Origin of the sequence: Microbacterium resistens (assembly GCF_021172025.1) — a bacterium.
GTDB classification, from domain to species: domain Bacteria; phylum Actinomycetota; class Actinomycetes; order Actinomycetales; family Microbacteriaceae; genus Microbacterium; species Microbacterium resistens.
In genome coordinates this window covers 783,118-803,687 of record NZ_CP082781.1, presented here as the reverse complement: position 1 = coordinate 803,687, position 20,570 = coordinate 783,118, and the positions used below count along the sequence as shown (strand labels likewise).

The 20,570-nt window shown below is 71.8% G+C and carries 20 protein-coding genes; 5 read left to right on the top strand and 15 right to left on the bottom strand.

Going from position 1 to position 20,570, the window contains the following annotated elements:
- Positions 1 to 10 precede the first annotated feature (10 nt).
- The 4 genes from K8F61_RS03790 to K8F61_RS03775 all read right to left on the bottom strand — a co-directional run bounded on the left by K8F61_RS03790 (position 11) and on the right by K8F61_RS03775 (position 3,578).
- Positions 11 to 1,609, bottom strand: a complete 1,599-nt coding sequence (locus tag K8F61_RS03790) for an ABC-F family ATP-binding cassette domain-containing protein (protein WP_067244511.1) — start codon at positions 1,607 to 1,609, stop codon at positions 11 to 13.
- Positions 1,610 to 1,701: 92 nt separating this feature from the next.
- Positions 1,702 to 2,298 (bottom strand): energy-coupling factor transporter transmembrane protein EcfT, encoded by a 597-nt coding sequence (locus K8F61_RS03785; RefSeq protein WP_231820732.1) that lies wholly within the window; start codon positions 2,296 to 2,298, stop codon positions 1,702 to 1,704.
- A 25-nt stretch (positions 2,299 to 2,323) separates the two neighbouring features.
- Complete coding sequence (locus tag K8F61_RS03780) at positions 2,324 to 3,001, bottom strand: energy-coupling factor ABC transporter ATP-binding protein (RefSeq protein WP_231820731.1); 678 nt, start codon at positions 2,999 to 3,001, stop codon at positions 2,324 to 2,326.
- The gene (locus tag K8F61_RS03775) at positions 2,991 to 3,578 is read right to left on the bottom strand and encodes a biotin transporter BioY (protein WP_231820730.1); all 588 of its coding nucleotides are present in this window, start codon (positions 3,576 to 3,578) and stop codon (positions 2,991 to 2,993) included. Before K8F61_RS03775 ends, K8F61_RS03780 begins: the two co-directional genes overlap by 11 nt.
- Positions 3,579 to 3,663: 85 nt before the next feature.
- Between K8F61_RS03775 and K8F61_RS03770 the strand changes: the two genes are divergently transcribed.
- Positions 3,664 to 4,272, top strand: a complete 609-nt coding sequence (locus K8F61_RS03770; protein WP_231820729.1) for a TetR family transcriptional regulator — start codon at positions 3,664 to 3,666, stop codon at positions 4,270 to 4,272.
- Here K8F61_RS03770 and K8F61_RS03765 read toward each other — a convergent pair.
- The 7 genes from K8F61_RS03765 to sufB all read right to left on the bottom strand — a co-directional run bounded on the left by K8F61_RS03765 (position 4,241) and on the right by sufB (position 11,004).
- Positions 4,241 to 5,614: an MFS transporter gene (locus K8F61_RS03765; RefSeq protein ID WP_231820728.1), complete on the bottom strand. Its 1,374-nt coding sequence runs from the start codon at positions 5,612 to 5,614 to the stop codon at positions 4,241 to 4,243. The two genes, K8F61_RS03770 and K8F61_RS03765, sit on opposite strands and share 32 nt — an antisense overlap.
- A 13-nt stretch (positions 5,615 to 5,627) precedes the next feature.
- Positions 5,628 to 6,788, bottom strand: a complete 1,161-nt coding sequence (locus tag K8F61_RS03760) for a MalY/PatB family protein (protein WP_231820727.1) — start codon at positions 6,786 to 6,788, stop codon at positions 5,628 to 5,630.
- 98 nt (positions 6,789 to 6,886) lie between these two features.
- Positions 6,887 to 7,216: a metal-sulfur cluster assembly factor gene (locus tag K8F61_RS03755; protein WP_067244526.1), complete on the bottom strand. Its 330-nt coding sequence runs from the start codon at positions 7,214 to 7,216 to the stop codon at positions 6,887 to 6,889.
- A 9-nt stretch (positions 7,217 to 7,225) separates the two neighbouring features.
- A complete protein-coding gene (sufC, locus tag K8F61_RS03750) occupies positions 7,226 to 7,996 on the bottom strand; it encodes a Fe-S cluster assembly ATPase SufC (protein WP_067244529.1) in 771 nt (256 codons plus the stop codon).
- Positions 7,997 to 8,050: 54 nt separating this feature from the next.
- Entirely contained in the window at positions 8,051 to 8,386 is a 336-nt protein-coding gene (locus tag K8F61_RS03745; protein ID WP_067244531.1) for a non-heme iron oxygenase ferredoxin subunit, read from the bottom strand.
- Entirely contained in the window at positions 8,383 to 9,585 is a 1,203-nt protein-coding gene (sufD, locus tag K8F61_RS03740) for a Fe-S cluster assembly protein SufD (RefSeq protein ID WP_231820726.1), read from the bottom strand. The genes K8F61_RS03745 and sufD overlap by 4 nt, the downstream gene beginning before the upstream one ends.
- Positions 9,586 to 11,004 (bottom strand): Fe-S cluster assembly protein SufB, encoded by a 1,419-nt coding sequence (gene sufB / locus K8F61_RS03735; protein ID WP_067244536.1) that lies wholly within the window; start codon positions 11,002 to 11,004, stop codon positions 9,586 to 9,588. It lies immediately after the preceding gene.
- A 230-nt stretch (positions 11,005 to 11,234) separates the two neighbouring features.
- On the opposite strand from sufB, the gene K8F61_RS03730 reads away from it, so the two are divergent.
- Entirely contained in the window at positions 11,235 to 12,425 is a 1,191-nt protein-coding gene (locus tag K8F61_RS03730) for a COX15/CtaA family protein (RefSeq protein ID WP_231820725.1), read from the top strand.
- A gap of 132 nt (positions 12,426 to 12,557) precedes the next feature.
- Here the strand turns inward: K8F61_RS03730 and K8F61_RS03725 are convergent, their stop codons facing one another.
- Together K8F61_RS03725 and K8F61_RS03720 are read right to left on the bottom strand one after the other, a co-directional pair.
- A complete protein-coding gene (locus tag K8F61_RS03725; RefSeq protein ID WP_231820724.1) occupies positions 12,558 to 13,901 on the bottom strand; it encodes an ABC transporter permease family protein in 1,344 nt (447 codons plus the stop codon).
- On the bottom strand, positions 13,898 to 14,638 hold the full coding sequence (locus K8F61_RS03720; protein WP_231820723.1) for an ABC transporter ATP-binding protein: 741 nt from the start codon (positions 14,636 to 14,638) through the stop codon (positions 13,898 to 13,900). Before K8F61_RS03720 ends, K8F61_RS03725 begins: the two co-directional genes overlap by 4 nt.
- A gap of 125 nt (positions 14,639 to 14,763) precedes the next feature.
- Between K8F61_RS03720 and K8F61_RS03715 the strand changes: the two genes are divergently transcribed.
- A complete protein-coding gene (locus K8F61_RS03715; RefSeq protein ID WP_231820722.1) occupies positions 14,764 to 16,047 on the top strand; it encodes a sensor histidine kinase in 1,284 nt (427 codons plus the stop codon).
- The gene (locus K8F61_RS03710; RefSeq protein WP_231820721.1) at positions 16,028 to 16,690 is read left to right on the top strand and encodes a response regulator transcription factor; all 663 of its coding nucleotides are present in this window, start codon (positions 16,028 to 16,030) and stop codon (positions 16,688 to 16,690) included. The genes K8F61_RS03715 and K8F61_RS03710 overlap by 20 nt, the downstream gene beginning before the upstream one ends.
- A gap of 25 nt (positions 16,691 to 16,715) precedes the next feature.
- Here K8F61_RS03710 and K8F61_RS03705 read toward each other — a convergent pair whose 3' ends face one another.
- Positions 16,716 to 17,693, bottom strand: a complete 978-nt coding sequence (locus K8F61_RS03705; RefSeq protein ID WP_231820720.1) for a hypothetical protein — start codon at positions 17,691 to 17,693, stop codon at positions 16,716 to 16,718.
- A 92-nt stretch (positions 17,694 to 17,785) separates the two neighbouring features.
- Between K8F61_RS03705 and K8F61_RS03700 the strand changes: the two genes are divergently transcribed.
- On the top strand, positions 17,786 to 19,459 hold the full coding sequence (locus tag K8F61_RS03700; protein WP_231820719.1) for a serine hydrolase: 1,674 nt from the start codon (positions 17,786 to 17,788) through the stop codon (positions 19,457 to 19,459).
- A 33-nt stretch (positions 19,460 to 19,492) separates the two neighbouring features.
- Here K8F61_RS03700 and K8F61_RS03695 read toward each other — a convergent pair whose 3' ends face one another.
- Positions 19,493 to 20,395 (bottom strand): heme o synthase, encoded by a 903-nt coding sequence (locus K8F61_RS03695; protein WP_067244618.1) that lies wholly within the window; start codon positions 20,393 to 20,395, stop codon positions 19,493 to 19,495.
- Positions 20,396 to 20,570: the final 175 nt, after the last annotated feature.

Genomic DNA, 20,570 nt, shown 5'->3' with positions numbered 1-20,570 from the left:
GCGCACGCCCCTAGGCGAGCTCGATGAGGTCCTGGTACTCGCGGCTCCAGATGTCCTCCACGCCGTCCGGGAGGATGAGCACCCGCTCGGGGTTCAGGGACTCCACCGCACCGGGATCGTGGGAGACGAGGACGACGGCTCCCTCGTAGTGGGCCAGGGCGCCGAGGATCTCCTCGCGGGACGCGGGGTCGAGGTTGTTCGTGGGCTCGTCCAGCAGCAGCATGTTCGCCGAGGAGACGACGAGGGTCGCGAGGGACAGCCGCGTCTTCTCCCCTCCGGAGAGGACGCCCGCGGGCTTGTGGACGTCGTCTCCGGTGAAGAGGAACGACCCGAGCACCTTGCGCGCCTCGGTCTCCGTCAGGTCCGGCGCGGCCGACACCATGTTCTCCAGCACGGATCGTGACACGTCGAGGTTCTCGTGCTCCTGGGCGTAGTACCCGATCTTCAGGCCGTGCCCGGGCTCCAGCTGACCGGTGTCGGGCTGATCCACCCCGGCGAGGATCCGCAGCAGGGTGGTCTTTCCCGCACCGTTGAGCCCCAGGACGACCACCTTGGACCCGCGGTCGATCGCCAGGTCCACGTCGGTGAAGATCTCGAGCGACCCGTAGGACTTCGACAGCCCCGAGGCCTTCATCGGGGTCTTGCCGCAGGGCGCCGGCTTCGGGAACCGGAGCTTGGCCACGCGGTCCACCTGCCGGACCTCCTCCAGCCCGGACAGCAGCTTCTCGGCGCGGGCGACCATCTGGTGCGCCGCGGCGGCCTTCGACGCCTTGGCGCCGAACCTCGCCGCCTGCAGCTGCAACTGGGTCGCCTTCTTCTCGGCGTTGGCGCGCTCCTTCTTGCGCCGCTCCTCGTCGGCGACGCGCTGACGCAGATAGTTCTTCCAGTTCATGTTGTAGATGTCGATGACCTGGCGGTTCGCGTCGAGGTAGAACACGCGGTTGACGGTCTCGCCGACGAGCTCCACGTCGTGGCTGATCACGATCAGGCCGCCCTTGTAGCCCTTGAGGAACTCGCGCAGCCACACCACGCTGTCGGCATCGAGGTGGTTGGTCGGCTCGTCGAGGATCATGGTGTCCGCGTCCGAGAACAGGATCCGTGCGAGCTCGATGCGCCGCCGCTGTCCGCCGGAGAGGGTCTTCAGCGGCTGGTCGAGGATGCGGTCCGGCAGGGAGAGGTTGTGTGCGATGGACGCGGCCTCCGCCTCCGCGGCGTAGCCGCCGAGGGACTCGAACCGCTCGGTGAGGTTCCCGAAGCGACGCATGGCCTTCTCCGCCACCGCCGGGTCGTCCGAGCCCATCAGCTCGGAGGCCTCGCGGATGCCCAGGGTCAGCGATCCCAGCCCGCGGGCGTCCAGGATCCGGGTCCGCGCGAGCATCTCCGGGTCCCCGGAGCGCGGGTCCTGGGGCAGGTAGCCGATCTCGCCGCTGCGGTCCACCCGGCCGTCGGACGGCAGCGTGTCCCCGGCGAGCACCTTCGTCAGCGTGGTCTTGCCGGCGCCGTTGCGGCCGACGAGGCCGATCTTGTCACCGTCGGCGACGCGGAAGGAGACGTTCTCCATGAGCAGGCGCGCTCCGACGCGGATCTCGAGGTCGTGCACGGCGAGCACAGCAGACGTCCGTTCTGGAAGAGGGTGAGCGGCCGGATGGCCAGCCTCCCAGTATAGGGCGCCGCGCCGTGCGGACGCCGACCGGTCCGCGGTCAGGGGGCGAGGCCGCGCGCCGTCAGCGCCTCTCCCACCGCGTCCGCATGCTGCAGGGTCCGCACCAGGATCGGCACCGCACCGCGCGGACCCATCCGCACGCCCCGCGCCCGGTGGGCGTCGCGCGTCTGCTGGACGAATCCGGACACCACCGGCACCGTGGCGATCGTCAGGGCGAGAACCAGGGCGGCCGCATGGGGGTCGACGCCCATGGCACGGAGCGGCGTCAGGACGCTGCGCAGCACCTCGGTCACGGCCGCCATCGTCGTGGTCGCCGTGACCAGCTCCGCAAGGAGCATGAGCGCGACCACTCGGCCGGTGCTGACGGCGGCCGCCTCCCAGGAGACGAGCAGACCGAGCGCGCCGCCGAGCACCACGACGATCCAGCGCAGCTGCCACCACGCCGCGCCCAGCGCCGACAGCGGAAGCCGGGCGAGCGGGTACAGCAGCGAGACGAGCACGAGGACGCCGCCGACGCCGACGGCGCTCAGCGGCAGGAGGGCGAGCAGGAGCGCCGCGCCGGCGAGCAGCGCGATCTTGGCCCCGGCGGGCGTACGGTGCACGATGCTCCGGCCCGGGCGATAGAGCTGTCTCACGGGCGGTCCCTCCTCTCGCCGGTGCTCATGCGCACTGGGCGACGTAGGCGGACACGACGGCATCCGGCGATCCGACGGCGACGACCCGCCCGTCCTCGAAGAGGACCGCCTCGTCGCACCGGAGCGCCAGGTCCAGGTCGTGCGTGACCAGCACCAGGGGTTGGCGCAGCTCGAGGAGCAGCTCGGCGATCCGCCGGGTGTTGCGCAGATCGAGACGCGTCGTGGGCTCGTCGGCGACGACGAGGTCCGGCTCCGTCGCGAGCACCGCCGCCAGCGCGAGCAGCTGCTTCTCGCCGCCCGACAGCTCGGCCGCCGGGGCGTCGGCCAGGCCCCCGAGGCCGTAGCGGTCGAGAACGGCGCCGACGCGGGGATCGGCGGCCCCTCGCCGTCCGGCGCGCAGGGACAAGGCGACGTCCTCCGCGGGCGTGGGCATGAGGATCTGCGCCTCCGGATCGGCGAAGACGAATCCCACCCGACGCCGGACCTCCCGCGCGTCGCGGACGGGATCGAGCCCTCCGACGCGCACCGACCCGGTCGTGGCGTGCTGCAGACCATTCAGCAGGCGGGCGAACGTCGACTTGCCCGATCCGTTCGCGCCGAGGACGGCGGTGCGCGGTGCGGTCACGCGGAGACTCACGTCCTGGAGGATCCACCGGCCGTCCGCGCGGACCCCGACCCCGTCGAGCCGGATGTCAGCCGACATGGGCGGGCGCGTCCGGGTGCCTCGGCGAGGGAGCGAAGGCACGGGGGTACGCCCGGCGGAGCGCGAGCGCGAGCGCCGTCGCGGCCACCGCCTTCAGCAGATCGCCCGGGAGGAAGGCCAGCGACGCCAGCGCCGTTGCCCCGAGCGGCACCCCCGTGACCAGGGCCTGGACGGGGATCCCGAACAGATACACCACCCCGACGCCGCCGACGAGCGTCGCGAGGGCCGTCCGCCAGACGCTCCGCCGCCCCGTTCCGGCGATGAGGCCGATCGTGACCACGCCCGCGACCCACCCGAGCAGGTATCCGGCGCTCGGGCCGACGAACACGCCGAGTCCCCCTCGTCCTCCGGCCAGCACCGGGAGGCCGACCGCAGCCAGGGCGAGGACGGTCAGCACCGCCAACGGTGCGACCCGCGGACCGAGCACCAGCCCGGCGAGCATGACGCCGAGCGTCTGTCCCGTGATCGGCACGCCTGCCGGCAGTGGCACGATGACCAGGCCGAGCGCGACAATTAGAGCGGCGAAGACGGCGATGCGTGCGGCCTCGGCCCCCAGCGGACGGGTGGGTGAGGTCATGATTCCTCCTCGACTCGGATGCGGATCGCGAGAGGCGATCTCCTGAACAGCGTTCACTAGAACGCTGTTCAGTATAGTAAGGGGCATGACCCCTCCCTCCCCCGGGCGGCACGACCGGGAGCGCATCGTCTCGGTCGCCGTCGACCTCCTCGACCGGGTGGGACTCCCCGACCTCACCATGCGGAGACTCGCCGGAGAGCTGGACGTTCAGGCCAGCGCGCTGTACTGGCACTTCGCCAGCAAGCAGGACCTGCTCGCTGCGGTGGCCGACCGCATCCTCGAACGGCCGCTTCCGCCGTCGCCTCCGGGCGCAGGGCCCGACGACCGGCTCCTCACGGTCGCCCGGGGCATCCGTGACGCGCTGCTCGCCTGTCGCGACGGCGCCGAGGTCGTCCTCAGCACGGCGGCGATGCGACGGGGAGCCTCCCGCGCGCACGACGCCATCGTCGACGCCCTCCCGGGGGTCGACGCCCGAAACGCTCCGGCCGCGACGGCGATCCTGCAGTTCATCCTCGGGCACACCACGCTCGTCCAGCAGCGCATGCACGCCGAGAGCCACGGTGCGGCGGCGGAGCACGACGGCTCCGCCGCCGACGCCGTCGTCTTCGACCTCGGGATCCGGATGCTCGGCGCGGGTCTCCGAGGCGAGGCGGCTTCGGCGGTCAGTCCCGCAGCGGCGGATTCCCGAGCCTGAGCCCGGGAAGGAGCGCGATCAGGAGCATCGCGATCGACAGCAGGAACACGGCCGAGAACGCGGCAGCGCCGGCCGCGGCAGCCCCGAACAGCAGGCCGGCGACCGCCAACGCCACCGCCGATCCCGTCGAGTCGGCGATGGACAGCGCTGAGGAGTGGAAGCCCTCGTTCCCTCGGGTGGAGTACGCGAGCATGAGCACGTTGAGGCGCGGATAGACCAGGCCCATGCCTCCGCCGGCGAAGGTCCAGCCCACGACGATGAGCCACGGCGGCAGCGGCACGCTCACCGTCGCGAGAACGATGAGGACGCCCGCAAGCACGGCGGCGAGGCTGATCACCGCGATGCGCGTGCTGCCCAGCCGATCCCCGATCCGCCCCTGGAGCCAGGACGCCCCCGACCACGCGAGCGCCGCCCCGGTGAGCGCGAGCCCGGCCAGGGTCGGTGGGAACGCGAAGCGGTCCATCAGGGCGTACGGGATGTAGGCCTCCGCGGCGAAGAACGCCCCGGCGACGAGCCCGCGCATGAGGATCACGCTGGGGAGTCCCTTCCCGGCTCGCAGGGTCCCCCGCGGCAGGAGGGGAAGGATCGCGGCCCCGATCACGGCGACGGCGAGGACGGCCCCGGGCCAGCGCCACTGCGGCGGCGCGTCCACGGCCAGCCCGACCGCGACGGCGGCGACCGCGACGACGACCGCGAGCATCAGCCGGGACCCGATCCCTCGGGTCCCCTCCGCCTCCCCCTGCCCGAGGTCCACGCCGTGCAGGCGGAGCGCCACCAGGAGCAGCGCCAGCAGCGCGAGGACCGCAACGCCGAGGAACATCCAGCGCCAGTGCAGGTACTCGGTCACCGCGCCCGCCAGGAAGGGACCGATCATGGAGGGGACCACCCACGCGGCGGCGAAGGCGCCGAAGATCGCCCCGTGCAGTCTCGACGGGTACAGCCGCGCGACCACCACGTACAGCGCCACGGTCTGGCCTCCGGCGCCGAGCCCCTGCACGAGGCGGCCGATCAGGAACACCGTCATGTCCGTCGCGGATCCGGCGATCACGAGCCCGACGACGAACAGCGCGGTCGCCGTGTACACCGGGAGGCGGGGACCGGCGCGATCGCACCAGGCGCCCGTGGCGACCATGCCCATCACCCCGGTCGCGAGCGTCCCGGCGAACGCGACGGCGTAGAGCGACTCGCCGTGCAGCTCGGCGCTCACCACCGGCATCACCGTCGTGACCGCGAGTGCCTCGATCGCGGCGAGGAAGATCAGTGCGACGGCCCCGAGCGTGACGCCGGCGTATCGCGCGCTCCAGATCGAGTCCGCGCGGGGCGCGGCCTCGGCCGCCGTCACGACGCCCTCGTGCTCATGACGACCGCAGCGCGGCGATCCGCGTGACGGCCTCGGTCAGCACCTCGGGAGAGCAGGCGATGTTGATCCGGACGTGTCCGGCGCCCTCCGCGCCGAAGGTCGGGCCGCGGTTCAGGGCGACCTTCGCCTCCCGCAGGATCCGTCCGGCCGGGTCGTCGCCCCAGCCGAGCGGGCGCAGGTCGACCCAGGCGAGATAACCGGCATCCGGGATGCGGTACTCCGCCTCGGGCAGCAGCTCGGTCAGCAGGCGCGCGAGGAGTCGGCGGTTCTGATCGAGCGCCGCGAGGAGTCCGTCCAGCCAGGCGTCGCTCTCCGGCGCCCACGCCGCGACGGCGGCCAGCGCGCCGAAAAGGCCGGTCCGCCACTCGACCTCGGCGGGAAGACCCCGGACGACGGCTGCGGGGCGCTCCCCCGCGGTCACCATCACGGCGCACTTGAGTCCTGCGAGGTTGTACGCCTTGCTCGCGCTCGTGACCGTGAAGCCGACCTCCGCCGCCTGCGCGGAGGCGGCGAGGAACGGTGTGAACCCGACGCCCGGCTGCACCAGCGGCGCGTGGATCTCGTCGCTCACGACGATCGCACCGTGCGCGGCCGCGATCTCAGCCACCCGTGCGAGCGCCTCCCGCGCGTGCACGGTGCCGGTCGGGTTGTGCGGGTTGCTGAGCAGCACCGCCCGCGCCCCGCCGGCGAGGGCGCGTTCGATGCCCGCCGTGTCCAGCTCCCATCCGTCGCCCGTGTCGCGCAGCGGCACCGGCTCGACGACCGCCCCCGACTCCTCGATGCAGTCGACGAAGGGCGGGTAGACCGGCGGTGCGATCACGACGCGGTCGCCCGGCTGCAGCGCCGCGCGGAGGATCTCGACGACGCCCATCATCACGTCGCCCGTGGTGCGGACCTGCGTCGGGTCCACGGTCCAGCCGAATCGGCGCGCCGCGAACGCGGAGAACGCGGAGCGGACGCCCGGGTCCGGCGGCGTGTAGCCCGTGTCGCCCCGCTCCACCGCGCGCATGAGGCGTTCCGTGATCGCCGGGGCGAGGGGGAAGTCGGACTCCGCGACGAACAGCGGCAGGACGTCATCGGGATACGTCCGCCATTTGGTGCTGGATCGTTGACGGAGCTGGTCGATCGGCAGGGCCTGGAGCGGAGCGGACGTCATCCTCCGAGCCTAGCGATCCGGGAGCGGTCGCGACCGCGCGGACGGAGCATGACGAAGGCCCGACGCCCAGGCGGCGTCGGGCCTTCGTCAGGGCCGGGTCAGATCGCGAAGCCGAGCGCGCGCATCATGTCGCGTCCGTCGTCGGTGATCCGCTCCGGGCCCCACGGCGGCATCCACACCCAGTTGATGCGGAACCGCTCGACGACCGAGTCCAGTGCCTGCGCGGTCTGCTCCTCGAGCACGTCCGTGAGCGGGCAGCCGGCGCTCGTGAGCGTCATGTGGATCACGAGGGCGTCGTTCTCGTCGTCCCAGGCGAGGTCGTAGATGAGTCCGAGGTCGACGACGTTGATCCCGAGCTCCGGATCCATGACGTCCTTGAGCGCCTCGGTGACCTCGTCGTACTTCTCCTCGGTGAGGGTCGCGGTCATGGCTTCAGCCTACGCCTCGATCGGCGCGGAGGGGTCGAGGAACCGGTCGTAGCCCTCGTCCTCGAGCCGGTCGGCCAGCTCGGGGCCGCCCTCCTCGACGATCTTGCCCGCGACGACCACGTGCACGAAGTCCGGGCGGATGTAACGGAGGATCCGGGTGTAGTGCGTGATGAGCAGCACGCCGAGGTTCGTCTCCGCCTTGGCGCGGTTGACGCCCTCCGACACGATCTTGAGCGCGTCGACGTCGAGGCCCGAGTCGGTCTCGTCGAGCACGGCGATCTTCGGCTTGAGCACCTCGAGCTGGAGGATCTCGTGGCGCTTCTTCTCGCCACCGGAGAAGCCCTCGTTGACGTTGCGCTGCGCGAACTTGCCGTCCATGCGCAGGTTCGCCATCGCGGCCTTGACGTCCTTGGTCCACTGCCGGATCGACGGCGCCTCGCCGTCGAGGGCGGTCTTGGCCGTGCGCAGGAAGTTCGTCACGGTGACGCCGGGGATCTCCACGGGGTACTGCATCGCGAGGAACAGGCCCGCGCGGGCGCGCTCGTCCACGCTCATCTCCAGCACGTCCTCGCCGTCGAGCGTGATCGATCCGCTCGTGACGGTGTACTTCGGGTGGCCTGCGATCGTGTAGGCCAGCGTGGACTTCCCGGAGCCGTTGGGGCCCATGATCGCGTGGGTCTCGCCCGTGCGCATGGTCAGGGTGATCCCGTTGAGGATCGGGGTGGTCCCTGCATCGGTCTCGACCGTCACGTGGAGGTCGCGGATCTCGAGGACAGACATTCTGTTCTCCTTCGTCGGTTCTTTACGTCGTGGTGCGTCGGGACGGCGCGCTGGTCAGAGCGCGGAGACGTCCTTCGTGACGGCGGGGTCGATGAGCACGTCGTCGCCGTCGATCTCGACGACGTAGACGGGGACGGGCTCGTAGGCGGGGAGGTTGAGCGGCTTGCCCGTGCACAGCGAGAACGCCGAGCCGTGCGCCCAGCACTCGAGGGTCTGCCCCTCGACGAACCCCTCGGACAGCGAGATGTCGCCGTGCGTGCAGGTGTCGCCGATCGCGTGGATCGTGCCCTCCGCGTCGAGCACGACGGCGATCGGGACGCCGTCGAGCTCGACCCGCAGCGGGGTGTCCTGTTCGAGGTCGCTCACTCCGCAGGCGCGCTGGGCGCTCATGCGGAGACCTCGGCGAGCTCCGCCTCGATCGCGGCGAGCAGCTCCTCCTCAAGGGCGGGGATGCGCAGCCGCTGCACGATGTCGCTCAGGAAGCCGAGCACGACCAGCCGGCGCGCCTCCTCTTCCGGAATGCCCCGGGCCTGGAGGTAGAACAGCTGCTCGTCGTCGAAACGCCCCGTGGCGCTCGCGTGCCCCGCACCGAGGATGTCGCCGGTCTCGATCTCGAGGTTCGGGATCGAGTCCGCGCGGGCGCCCTCGGTGAGGACCAGGTTGCGGTTCGCCTCGTACGAGTCGGTGCCGGTCGCGTCCGGGCCGATCAGGACGTCGCCGATCCACACGCTGTGGGCGCTCTCCCCCTGGAGGGCGCCCTTGTAGAGAACGTCGCCGGTCGTGTGCGGGCCCTTGTGGTGCAGGTACACCTGGCTCTCCAGGTGCTGACCGGCGTCCGCGTAGGAGAGCCCGTACATACGGCCCTCGGAGCCCGCGCCGGCGAGCTCCAGGCTGGGGTTGACGCGCACGACGCCCCCGCCGAAGCTCACCACGAAGTGCGTGAGCGCCGCATCGCGGTCCACCCGCGCCTGGTGCGCCGCGGCGTGGATCGCGTCGTCCGCCCAGCGCTGCACGGAGACCACCGTGAGGCGGGATCCCTCCCGCGCGATGATCTCGACGTTCTGCGCGTACTGCGCCGAGCCGTGGTGGTCGAGCACGACCGTGGCCTGCGCGTTCGGCATCGCCTCGATGAGGAGCTGGCCGAAGGCGCGCTTGCCGGCGCCCGTCCCGTCGATGCGGAGCACGACCGGCTCCGCCACCTCGTCGCCCTCCTCGATGCGCAGGTGCAGACCGCGGCGGGCGTGCCTCCAGGCGAGGGCGCTGACACGGTCCTCCGGACGGAAGAACTGCCCGTACGCGTCCTCCTCGTCGGGGACGAGGAAGGCCTCCGCCGCGTCGAGATCGATCGAGACCGCGTGCTCGTCGCCCGGCTCGTCCGCCAGCAGCGCGCGCAGGCGCTCCACCGGCGTGTGCTTCCAGTTGACCTCGCGGCCCGTCGGAGCGTCGAAGTCCGCCGGGTCGAACGAGTGCGGGCGCTCCGAGCGGGTCTGGACGGGGACGAAGCTCCCCGCCGCGGCGACCTGTGCCGCGGGGTCGATGTGGGCGTGCGTGTCCTGCGCCGCAGAGGGCGCCGTCGTCGAGGCCGTCATCTAGCCGACCGATCCTTCCATGCCCATCTCGATGAGCTTGTTCAGTTCCATCGCGTACTCCATGGGCAGCTCCCGCGCGATCGGCTCGATGAAGCCGCGCACGATCATCGCCATCGCCTCGTCCTCGGGCATGCCGCGGGACTGCAGGTAGAAGAGCTGCTCCTCACTGACCTTCGACACCGTGGCCTCGTGCCCGAGCTGCACGTCGTCGACCCGGATGTCGATCGCCGGGTAGGTGTCGGAGCGGGACTTCGTGTCCACGAGCAGAGCGTCGCAGCGCACCGTGTTCGCCGAGTGGTGGGCGTTCGCGTCCACGCGGACCTCGCCGCGATACCCCGCGCGTCCGCCGCCGCGGGCGATCGACTTCGAGACGATCGACGACTGCGTGTAGGGCGCCATGTGGATCATCTTCGCGCCGGCGTCCTGGTGCTGGCCCGGGCCCGCGAACGCGACCGAGAGGGTCTCGCCCTTGGCGTGCTCGCCCATCAGGTAGATGGACGGGTACTTCATGGTGACCTTGGAGCCGATGTTGCCGTCGACCCACTCCATGGTCGCGCCCTCGTGGGCGACCGCACGCTTGGTGACGAGGTTGTAGACGTTGTTCGACCAGTTCTGGATCGTCGTGTAGCGCACGCGGGCGTTCTTCTTCACGATGATCTCGACGACGGCCGAGTGCAGCGAGTCGCTCTTGTAGATCGGCGCGGTGCAGCCCTCGATGTAGTGGACGTAGCTGCCCTCGTCGGCGATGATGAGCGTCCGCTCGAACTGGCCCATGTTCTCCGTGTTGATGCGGAAGTAGGCCTGCAGCGGGATCTCCACGTGCACGCCCTTCGGCACGTACACGAACGAGCCGCCCGACCAGACGGCCGTGTTCAGCGCCGCGAACTTGTTGTCGCCGGCCGGGATGACGGTCCCGAAGTACTCTTCGAAGAACTCGGGGTGCTCACGCAGCGCCGTGTCGGTGTCCATGAAGATGACGCCCTGCTGCTCCAGGTCCTCGCGGATCTGGTGATAGACGACCTCGGACTCGTACTGTGCGGCGACGCCCGCGACGAGGCGCTGACGCTCCGCCTCCGGGATGCCGAGGCGCTCGTAGGTCTCACGGATGTCCGCGGGCAGGTCCTCCCAGGACTGGGCCTGCTTCTCGGTGGAGCGCACGAAGTACTTGATGTTGTCGAAGTCGATCTCGCTGAGGTCGGCGCCCCAGGTCGGCATCGGCTTGCGCCCGAAGAGCTGGAGTCCCTTGAGACGGGTCTTCAGCATCCACTCGGGCTCGTTCTTGAGGGCCGAGATGTCCCGGACGACCGCCTCGCTCAGACCGCGTTTCGCGCTGGCGCCGGCGGCATCGGGGTCGTGCCAGCCGAACTCGTACACCCCCAGACCATCGAGCTCCGGGCGATCGATCAGCACATCCGACATCACACACTCTCCTCATCGGGCCGCAACGGTGTCATCCGCCCCGGCACGCCGCATCCCCGTCGTGTCTGCGGGGATGGGGGTGCCGCTGGTGGGCCCTCTCATGGACGCTTCGCGCCTAGACTGTTCTCGATGTCACGCGCACGAGCGCGCGCATCGCAACACCCCCGATTCTACAGGTTCCCTCCGACATGCGGACCGTTTCCGTCCCGCCGGCGGGATCCGGAGGACCCATGCCCGAGAGCACCGTTTCGCCTGCCGCCCCGCACCGCCTCCGCGAGGCTCCTCCCCGTCCCGGCGGCGGCGCGGAGGCCGCACCGTTCCCGGCCAGGCCCCTGCGCGTGTTCGCATGGCTCTCGTTCCTCGCCGAGGTCATCATCATCGGGACCGGCGGCGCCGTGCGGCTCAGCGGTTCCGGCCTCGGCTGCTCGGAGTGGCCGATGTGCACCCCGGACTCGCTCGTGCCGACGCCCGAGCAGGGCTATCACGGGATCATCGAGTTCGGGAACCGGACCATGACGGGCGTCGTGGGCCTGCTGGCGCTCGCCGTCCTGCTGCTGCTCCTGCACGCGGTCGGCGGCCGCCGCGCGGTGCGCTCCACCCTCTGGTTCGCCGGCAGCGGCATCGTCGCCGCACTGATCGCCTACGGGATCGGCACCGCGGCGGGCCTTCCCGGTTTCATGTTCCTCAACGCGACCCTGCTCCTCGCCGTCGTGGTCGCGGCGGTCTTCTCGCTCCGCGCGAACGGCACCCGACGCGACCTCACCGCCCTCGCGTGGCTCACGGTGATCGGCATCATCGCCCAGGCCTTCGTCGGAGGCATCACGGTCGTGACGGGACTCAATCCCTTCATCGTCGGCTTCCACTACGCCTCCTCCCTCGTCCTCGTCTGCATCACCGCCGCGTTCCTCGTCCGGATGCGCGAACCGGCCGGGCCGCGAGAGCGGGTCGTCCCGTCCTGGTTCGCCGCGCTCACCCACGTCACGGGGCTCGTGCTCGCCGTGACGATCGTCGTGGGAGTCCTCACTACCGGATCCGGACCCCACTCCGGCGATGCGGACATCGTCCGGCGCGGGTTCGACGCGTCCGTGATGGCGCACGTGCACTCCTGGCCCGGGTACGTGCTCGCGGCGCTCGTGCTGCTCCTGGCGGTGATCGCCGGGGTCCGCCGGCTCCGCCCCCGCGCCTGGCTCCTGGCCCTGATCGTCGCGATCGGCGTCCAGGTCGCCGTCGGCGTGATCCAGGCGCGGACGGGGCTGCCCGAGGTGCTCGTCGGGACCCACATGGTGCTCGCCGCGCTGTCCGCCGCCGCCTACACCGTCGTCGTCCTGCGCCTGAAGCGCCCCACCGCTGCCACCGCCCCGGACGCCCCGGACGCCCCTGCCGCCCCGCCCGCCGCGACGCCCGCCGCGACCGCCCCCTGATCCTCCGGCGTCTCTCCTTCCGCGAAACCCCCTCGCCCCGTCGAGACCCCCTCGGGCACACGTATCCCAGAGGGGGTTTCGACGAGGAGAGGGGGTTTCGGGGGTGTGGAGGAGCGAGGATCCGGGCTGCCGTCACTCGGCGGCGAGCACCCGCGACACCGGCATGCGCAGCGCGGCGGCCGTGGGGACGAGCGTCGCGAGCGTGATCAGGCCGGCGCCGACCGCGCCGACCAGCAGGAGCGGTCCCCACGCCACGACCGGCGCCGACAACCCCAGGCCCGCAGCCAGGAACCCGCTGCCGATGACCGTCGCCGCCGCGCCGAGGAGAACCGCCGTCGCCGCATGGATCGTCGCCTCCCCCCACGCCGCCCGCAGGATGACGCCGCAGTCGGCGCCGGCCGCCTGCAGCAGCGCGACCTGGCGCTCGCGGGCCCCGGACGCCATGAACACCGCGACCGCCGCCCCGGTCGTCCCCACCAGCAGCGGACCGCCCAGCATCACGGCGACCGCCTCGGTCTGGAGCGTCCAGTCCCCCTGCTGCCCCGTCCACGCCGGCGCCGCCGCCCCGAGCGTCGCCGCCCCGCTGTAGAGCCCGCCGACCAGGGCGATCGCGACCATCAGCGGCGCGATCACCGCGGTGCTCTGGCTCACGCGGGAGCGGGCATCGTGCCGAGCGAGGAACCACGCCCCCGACATCCGGGCCGGCACCAGCGCCGACCAGATCCGCTGGGCCGCGGGATACAGCACGGGCCCCCACGCCGCCATCAGCGCGACCACAGCAGGCGTCAGGAACATCCCTCGGTTCACGATCGATGAGAAGTCCCCGTCGCCGAGCCGCCAGGCAAGCGCGGTCACCCCGCCGAGGGTCGCGACGACCAGCACTCCACGCAGGACGCCCATGCGGATCCGGGGCGGTTCGGGTTCGCGCAGCGTCTCGACCGGCGGGACCCGGCTCGCCCGGCGCGCCGCGCGGTGTCCTCCGGCCATGCAGAGGACGCCGACGCCGACCCCGACGCAGAGGAACGAGACCGGTCCCAGGCGCAGCGGGGTCGACAGCACCTCGTCGCCCCAGGTCTGGAAGAAGTACGCGAACAGCGGCCGCATGACCGTCGTCGTGAGCGCGCAGCCGAGAAGACCGCCGCCGATCCCGACGAGGCCGAGCTGGGCCCGCACCACGACGCCGACGCGCGAGGGTGACACCCCGACGACCTGCCAGAGGGCGTAGCCGCGCTGCTGGAGGGCGACGGTCAGGTTCGCCGCGCCCGCGATCACGATGACGGCGCTGATCCCGGTGAAGACCAGCACCATGCTGCTCGCGCCGTCCAGGGTCTGTCTGACCGCGCCGCCCTGGACCAGCCCGGTCTCCACCAGCATCGCGGCGAAGCCGGCCACGAACCCCACCACGATGGTCAGGAGGAACAGTCCGCTCCAGATCCGCGCCTGACGGACGAGGTCCGCCACCGTGAGCCGGATCATGGCCGCTCCCCCGCGGCGGCGAGAGCGTCGAGAACCTCATCCGGCGTCGCGCGCCCGAGCTCGCGATGGATCTCGCCGTCCCGGAGCACCAGGACGCGATCGGCCTGGGCGGCGGCCTCCAGGTCGTGCGTCACGAGGACGACGCTCCGCTCCTCTGCCGCGGCCGTCCTCAACAGCCGCAGGACCGACGCGCCCGTGCGTGTGTCGAGCGCCCCGGTCGGCTCGTCGGCGAAGACGACGTCGGGACGCTGCGCGAGGACGCGGGCCAGGGCCACCCGCTGCTGCTGCCCTCCGGAGAGGCGGCCGGGAAGGACCGAGGAGCGGCCGGCGAGCCCGACCTCCTCCAGCACGCGATCCACATCCGCCGCCCGGACACCGCGCCGGGCGAGGCGCGCCGGCAGCGCGACGTTGTCCCCGGCGCTCAACGACGGGATCAGGTTGTACGACTGGAACACGAATCCGACATGCTCCCGGCGCAGCGCGGCCAGCGCTCGGCGACGCAGCCCGCCCAGCTCGGTTCCGAGGAGACGGACCGAGCCGCCGTCGTACGGCTCCAGGCCGGCCAGGCAGTACAGCAGCGTGCTCTTGCCGGATCCGCTCGGCCCCACGATGCTCACCATCTCCCCGGGCGCCACCGTGAGCGAGACCCCGCGGAGCACCTCTGTGGCCGTCGCGCCGCGGCCGGCTCCCGGGAAGGACTTGCGGAGGTCGTACGCCTGGACGAGGTGTCGGTTCATGCCGCCATTCGATCCCGGGCGCCTCCGGCGGGGCCACCGGGCAGGCTCCTCCCTCGGGGTAGAGCAGGTTCTACCTTCTGCTCGACGGGACCGCTCCCGACCAGCGCCATCCGTAGGCTGATCCCATGAACGGACCCCGGCTGTGGAGCGCGCTGGTGCGCTCGCCCTGGCGGTTCCTGGGGAGCGCCTGGCCGTGGCGCGCACTGCTGTACCTGCTGACCAGCGCCGCGCTCGCCGTGATCCTGCTCCCCGTCGTCGTCCTCACCCTCCTGCTGGTGCCGCTCTGGGCCCTGCCGCTCGGGGCGCTCGAACGCCGGAGGACCCGGGTCCTCGGCTTTCCCGTGCAACGCTCCGCACATGTGCGCCTCGAGCCGGAGCAGCGCCACATCTGGCTGTCGGTACGGCTGTCCGAGGCCGCCACCTGGCGGGAGGTCGGCGCGCTGTTGCTGGACGTGCTGCTGGGCGGCGTCTCCCTCGCGCTTCTCTTCGCCGAGGCCGTCGCCCTCGTCCTCCTCGTCGCCGTCGGCGCGACCGGGATCCGCCGCGAGACGACCATCACGCTGTGGGAGGGCGGCGTCGTCTCGCCCTCGCCGAGCACCTGGTGGCTGACGATCCCTCTCGGCCTGGCGGCGCTCGGGCTGTTCGGCTATCTGAACTCCGCGCTCGCCGGCGGGCATGCGTCGCTGCTGCGGTTCCTCTGCGGTCCGCGCGAGGAGGAGCTGACGCGGAACGTCGAACGACTCACCCGCTCCCGGATCGTGCTGGTGCAGGCGCTGGAGGACGAGCGCCGGCGGATCGAGCGCGACCTCCACGACGGCGTGCAGCAGGAGCTCGTCACCGTCGCCGCCCGGCTCGGGATGGTCGGCCTGGAGCTGGAACAGCTACAGACCGCGGGAGCGGACGCCGACGCGGCGCTGCAGGCCTTGACGGCCGCGCAGCAGCAGACCGAGCACGCACTGGGGACGCTGCGCCGGACCGTCCGAGGGATCCATCCCGCCGTCCTCACCGACCACGGGCTCCGCGCGGCGTTGTCGGAGCTCGCGGACCGCACCCCGGTCCCGATGACCCTCGACCTGACCGGCCTCGACGCGCGGCGGCTCCCGGCGCCCGTCGAGACCGCCGCCTACTACCTCGTGACGGAGGCGGTCACCAACGCCGCCAAGCACACCGCATCCGCCCGTGTCGACGTGACCGGTCGATGGGACGCCGCCGTGTTCGCGCTCGACGTGGTGGACCAGGGGCCCGGCGGGGTCGCCGAGGACGCGGGGACGGGGCTGCGGGGACTCCGCGAGCGGGTGGAGACGATCGGCGGCGAGTTCCAGGTGAGCAGCCCGCGCGGCGGGCCGACGCGGGTGGGGATGCGGATCCCGACAGCGGGAGAGGACGCGCATGCGCATCCTGTTCGCTGAGGACTCCGGCCTGCTCCGCGAGGCGCTGGTGGCTCTGCTGGAACGCCTCGGTCACCGGATCGTGGCGACCGCGGCCTCTGCCACCGAGCTCCTGGACGCCTATCTCTCGCTGGAGCGGGACGGGTGCCCTCCTGAGCTCGTGCTCACCGATGTCCGGATGCCGCCCGGCGACCGCGACGACGGCCTCGCCGCCGCCCTGCGGATCCGCGGGCGGAACCCGGGGCAGCCGGTGCTCGTGCTGTCCCAGTACATCGCGGACACGTACGCGCGGGAACTCCTCACGCTGCCCGAGGGCGCGGTGGGCTACCTCCTCAAGGACCGGGTGAACCGCGTCCGCGACTTCGACCGGTCTCTCGAGCGTGTCCGCAGCGGCGGCACCGTGATCGACCCGGAGGTGGTTCAGCATCTCCTCCGGCCGCGCCGCGAGGGACCGCTGACCCGGCTGACGCCGCGCGAGCGGGAGGTCCTCGCCCTCATGGCGGATGGCCTGTCGAACGCGGAGATCGCCGGCAGGCTGGTCCTCAGCGACGCGGCCGTGAGCAAGCACGTCGGCAACGTGTTCCGGGGACTCGACCTGACCCCCGTCGACGAGAACCGCCGCGTCAAGGCCGTCCTCGCCTACCTGCAGTCCACGACGGGCTGACGGACAGGAGGGCCGCCCGTGCCCCTCACCGAGGCGTCGCGCGCACCGGCGCACCAGGACAGCCGTCCTCCGCCCAGGCGACGCCGAGGGCGAACAGCGTCTCCACGCCGTACCGCTCCATCGCCGCCGCGATCCGGCGGCGGCCGGTGCGGGGAGTGATCCCGAGGGATCGGGAGGCCGCGTCCAGCGTCATCCCCCGCCGCATGCGGTGCAGCAGCGTTCCGTATCCGGCGGTGTCGGCTGCGACGGGCCGCGCCTGCTGCCACAGGCGCGCGAAGTAGTCCTGCGCGAGTCCCGCGATGACGGGACTCGACACGGCCAGCACGCTCTGCGGCGCGGTCTCGCCCCAGACGAGCGGGAGGGCCGTGACGCCCTCGTCGTCGACCCAGAACCAGCTCGGCGGGCTCGGCAGCACCCGGAACTCGACGTCCGACGCCCGGAAGGCCTCGACCATCACGGTGAGGCGGTCGTCCAGCTCGACGGCGGGGATGATCGCGCGTACCGACGCGTACGCCCCCATCGCCTGGGCGAACGCACGAGAGCGCTCCGGACTGCTGGTCCGGTACCGGTCGATGTCGGTGAGGACCGCACTGACCCTCCCACCGGGGGCCACGCGCGACGCCTGCACGGCGAACCAGAGGTCCTCCGCCGCGTGCGGGCCGTGAGCCGTCTGGATCGGGAGCCGCCCCCGCGCCACGGCCTCGCCGAAGGTCCACGACGCCGTCCGGCGAGCCACGCCGTCCACGATCGACGCCAGGCGCATGCTGCGCGCCTCGGCCTCGGCCCGCTCGCTCTGGAGCAGTCGTTCGATCGCGAGCGCGGCGGCCTGCGCCGGCGCGTGCAGGAGGATCACGCCCTCCTGGAGAGTCAGGTGCCCTTCCGCGGACAGCCGCCGCAGCGCCTGCGCCGTCCGTTCCGCGTCCAGCCCGGTGCGTGCCGCCACGGCCGGCACGTCGGGAAGCCGCTCGCGGTGGAGCAGGTCGAGAAGGTCGTCGTCCGACATGTCTGTCCTCAAGCGGACAATGCACGAAAGGGTCCTTGCGTTGTCCTGTTCCGGTCACTTGGATGAGTCTGGACGCTAGCAGGAGGATCGAGATGGGGATAGGGCTCCGACGGCATCCGCTGGGGACGCAGGTCCCGGCACTTCACCGCCGGGACCACGCGTCGCGGCGACCGCGACGGACCCTCAGCGCCGCCACCGTCCTGGTGACCCTCACGACCGGGATCACCGCGTGCACCGCTCCCGTCGCGGGCCCTGCGGTCGCGACCGGCGACAGCCCCGCCCAGGACGCGGTGTCCCTGGGGGCACCGCTCGAGCAGCGCATCGCCGACGCTGTGCGGGCGCTTCCGCAGCTCGCCAGGGACGGTCTCGACCGCACCGGTGTCCCCGGGATGTCGATCGCCGTCGTGCACGGCGATCGGCTGCTCCTCTCGGACGGCTACGGCCTCATCGAGAAGGGCGGCGATCAGCCCGTCACCGCCGATACCGTGTTCCAGATCGCCTCGATCTCCAAGCCGCTCTCGGCCACCGCCGTCGCCGCGGTGGGACGCGAGATCGGCGTTGACTGGTCGACGTCGATCTCATCCGTGCTCCCCGACTTCGAGCTGTCCGACCCCGTCGTGTCCGAGCGGGCGACGATCGGCGACGCTTTCAGCCACCGCATGGGCCTCGCGACCGGATCCGGCGACGACCTCGAGGACATCGGCTACGACCGCGACACAATCCTGTCGCGCCTCCGCCTGCTTCCCCTGGCCCCGTTCCGCTCCTCGTACCACTACTCCAACTTCGGCCTGACGGTCGGCGCCGAGGCGGTGGCCGAGGCCGCCGGCGAGCCGTGGGAGGACCTCATCGACCGAGCCGTCTTCGAGCCGCTCGCCATGACCTCGAGCAGCGCCCGCCACGAGGACTACCTCTCGCACCCGGATCGCGCCCGGCTCCACGCCCTCGTGGACGGCTCCTTCGAGCCGCTGTACGACCGTGATCCGGACCCCCAGTCGCCCGCCGGCGGGGTCTCCTCGACGGCGAACGACATGAGCGCCTGGATGCGCCTGCTGCTCGCCGGCGGCTCGTCCGGCACCCGCACCGTGGCCGATCCGGATCTGCTCCGAGAGGCCATGACGCCGCAGATCGTCAATTCCCCCTCCGGGTCGACCGATCAGCGGCCCGGGCACTACGGCTTCGGCTTCAACGCCGCGCCGCTCGTCAGCGGCCGCATGGCGGTGTCCCACTCCGGAGCCTTCTCGCTCGGCGCCGCGACCGCCTTCCAGGTGGTCCCGGACCTCGACCTCGGGATCGTCGTGCTCACGAACGGCGCGCCGGTGGGCCTGCCGGAGGCCGTCGCCGCCGCGTTCCTCGATCTCGTGCAGTTCGGCGAGGTCACCCGCGACTGGGTTGCCGACGCCGAGGCCGCGTTCGCCCCGTACACGGCGCCCGACGGTGATCTCGTGGGCGTTCCGCGCCCCGCGGATCCCGCACCGGCCGCCCCGGACTCCGCCCTCGTCGGTCGCTACCTCAATCCGTACTTCGGGGAGGCGACGGTCCGTCGCACGGACGACGGCCTGGTGGCCTCGATCGGCCCGGACGGCAGGGCTCGGCTCCTCCTCGAGGACTGGGACGGCCCCGTGTTCGCATACTCCCCGTCCGCCGAGAACGCGCCGGCGGGATCGCGGGCGTCCGCCGAGTTCGTCCTCGACGGGGGCACGGCGCGCACGCTGCGTCTGTCGTCCTTCGACGCGCAGGGCTTCGGGACGTGGACCAGGGCCGGCTGAGCGGATCGGGCCGATGGCACGGCCCGGCCCGCGTCAGAACGGCAGGAGCGGATCGACGGCGACAGCCAGGAAGATGAGCGTCAGGTACGTGATGGAGGCGTGGAAGACGCGCATCGGCTTCGGGGAGGTGCCCCGCACGGCCTGGGCGTAGAGCCGGTGCGACTCATAGATGAACCAGCCGCCGAAGACCGCCGCAGACACCGTGTACACGAGGCCCATGCCGGCGACCGGGACCAGCAGCAACGAGCAGGCGACCGTCGCCCACGCGTAGAGGATGACCTGCAGCCCGACCTGCGGGGCCGAGCGCGTGACGCCCAGCATCGGCACGTCGACGTCGTCGTAGTCGTTCTTGTACTTCATCGACAGCGGCCAGTAGTGCGGCGGCGTCCACAGGAACACCAGCATGAACAGCACGAACGGCGGCCAGTCCAGCGAGCCGGTGACCGCGCTCCACCCGATGAGCACCGGGAAGCAGCCCGCGATCCCGCCCCAGACGATGTTCTGCTCCGTGCGCCGTTTGAGGATCATCGTGTAGATGACGACGTAGAAGAAGATCGCGGTCGCGGACAGCGCCGCCGTGAGCAGGTTCGTCGTGAGCCACAGCCAGACCGTGGAGACGATGGCGAGGGCCCACGAGAAGATGAGCGCTCCGCGCGGCGAGACCTCCCCGGTGACCAGCGGCCGGTTCTCCGTGCGCTGCATGTGGGCGTCGATGTCCCGGTCGAGGTACATGTTGAAGGCGGCCGCCGAGCCGGCGCTGAGCGAGCCGCCGATGACGGTCGCCGCGACGAGCCAGAGGTTCGGCAGGCCGCCCTGGGCGAGGAACATCACGGGCACCGTGGACACGAGCAGAAGCTCAAGGACGCGCGGCTTGGTCAGAACGATGTACGCCTTGATCGTCCGCTTCAGTGAGCGATCTGCACCGACCGGCTTCATGATCGTCGAGATGCTGATCGCCTCCTCCTGCGCATACACGGAACATTCCCAGTCTAGGCCACCGGAATGCGGGGTCGAACCGCCGAAACAGTTCGCGTCGCACCTGCGACCGCCGGATCCATCCGCACTATGCTGAGAACCGCTTGCGCGCCCGATGATCGTCCCCAGGCCATTC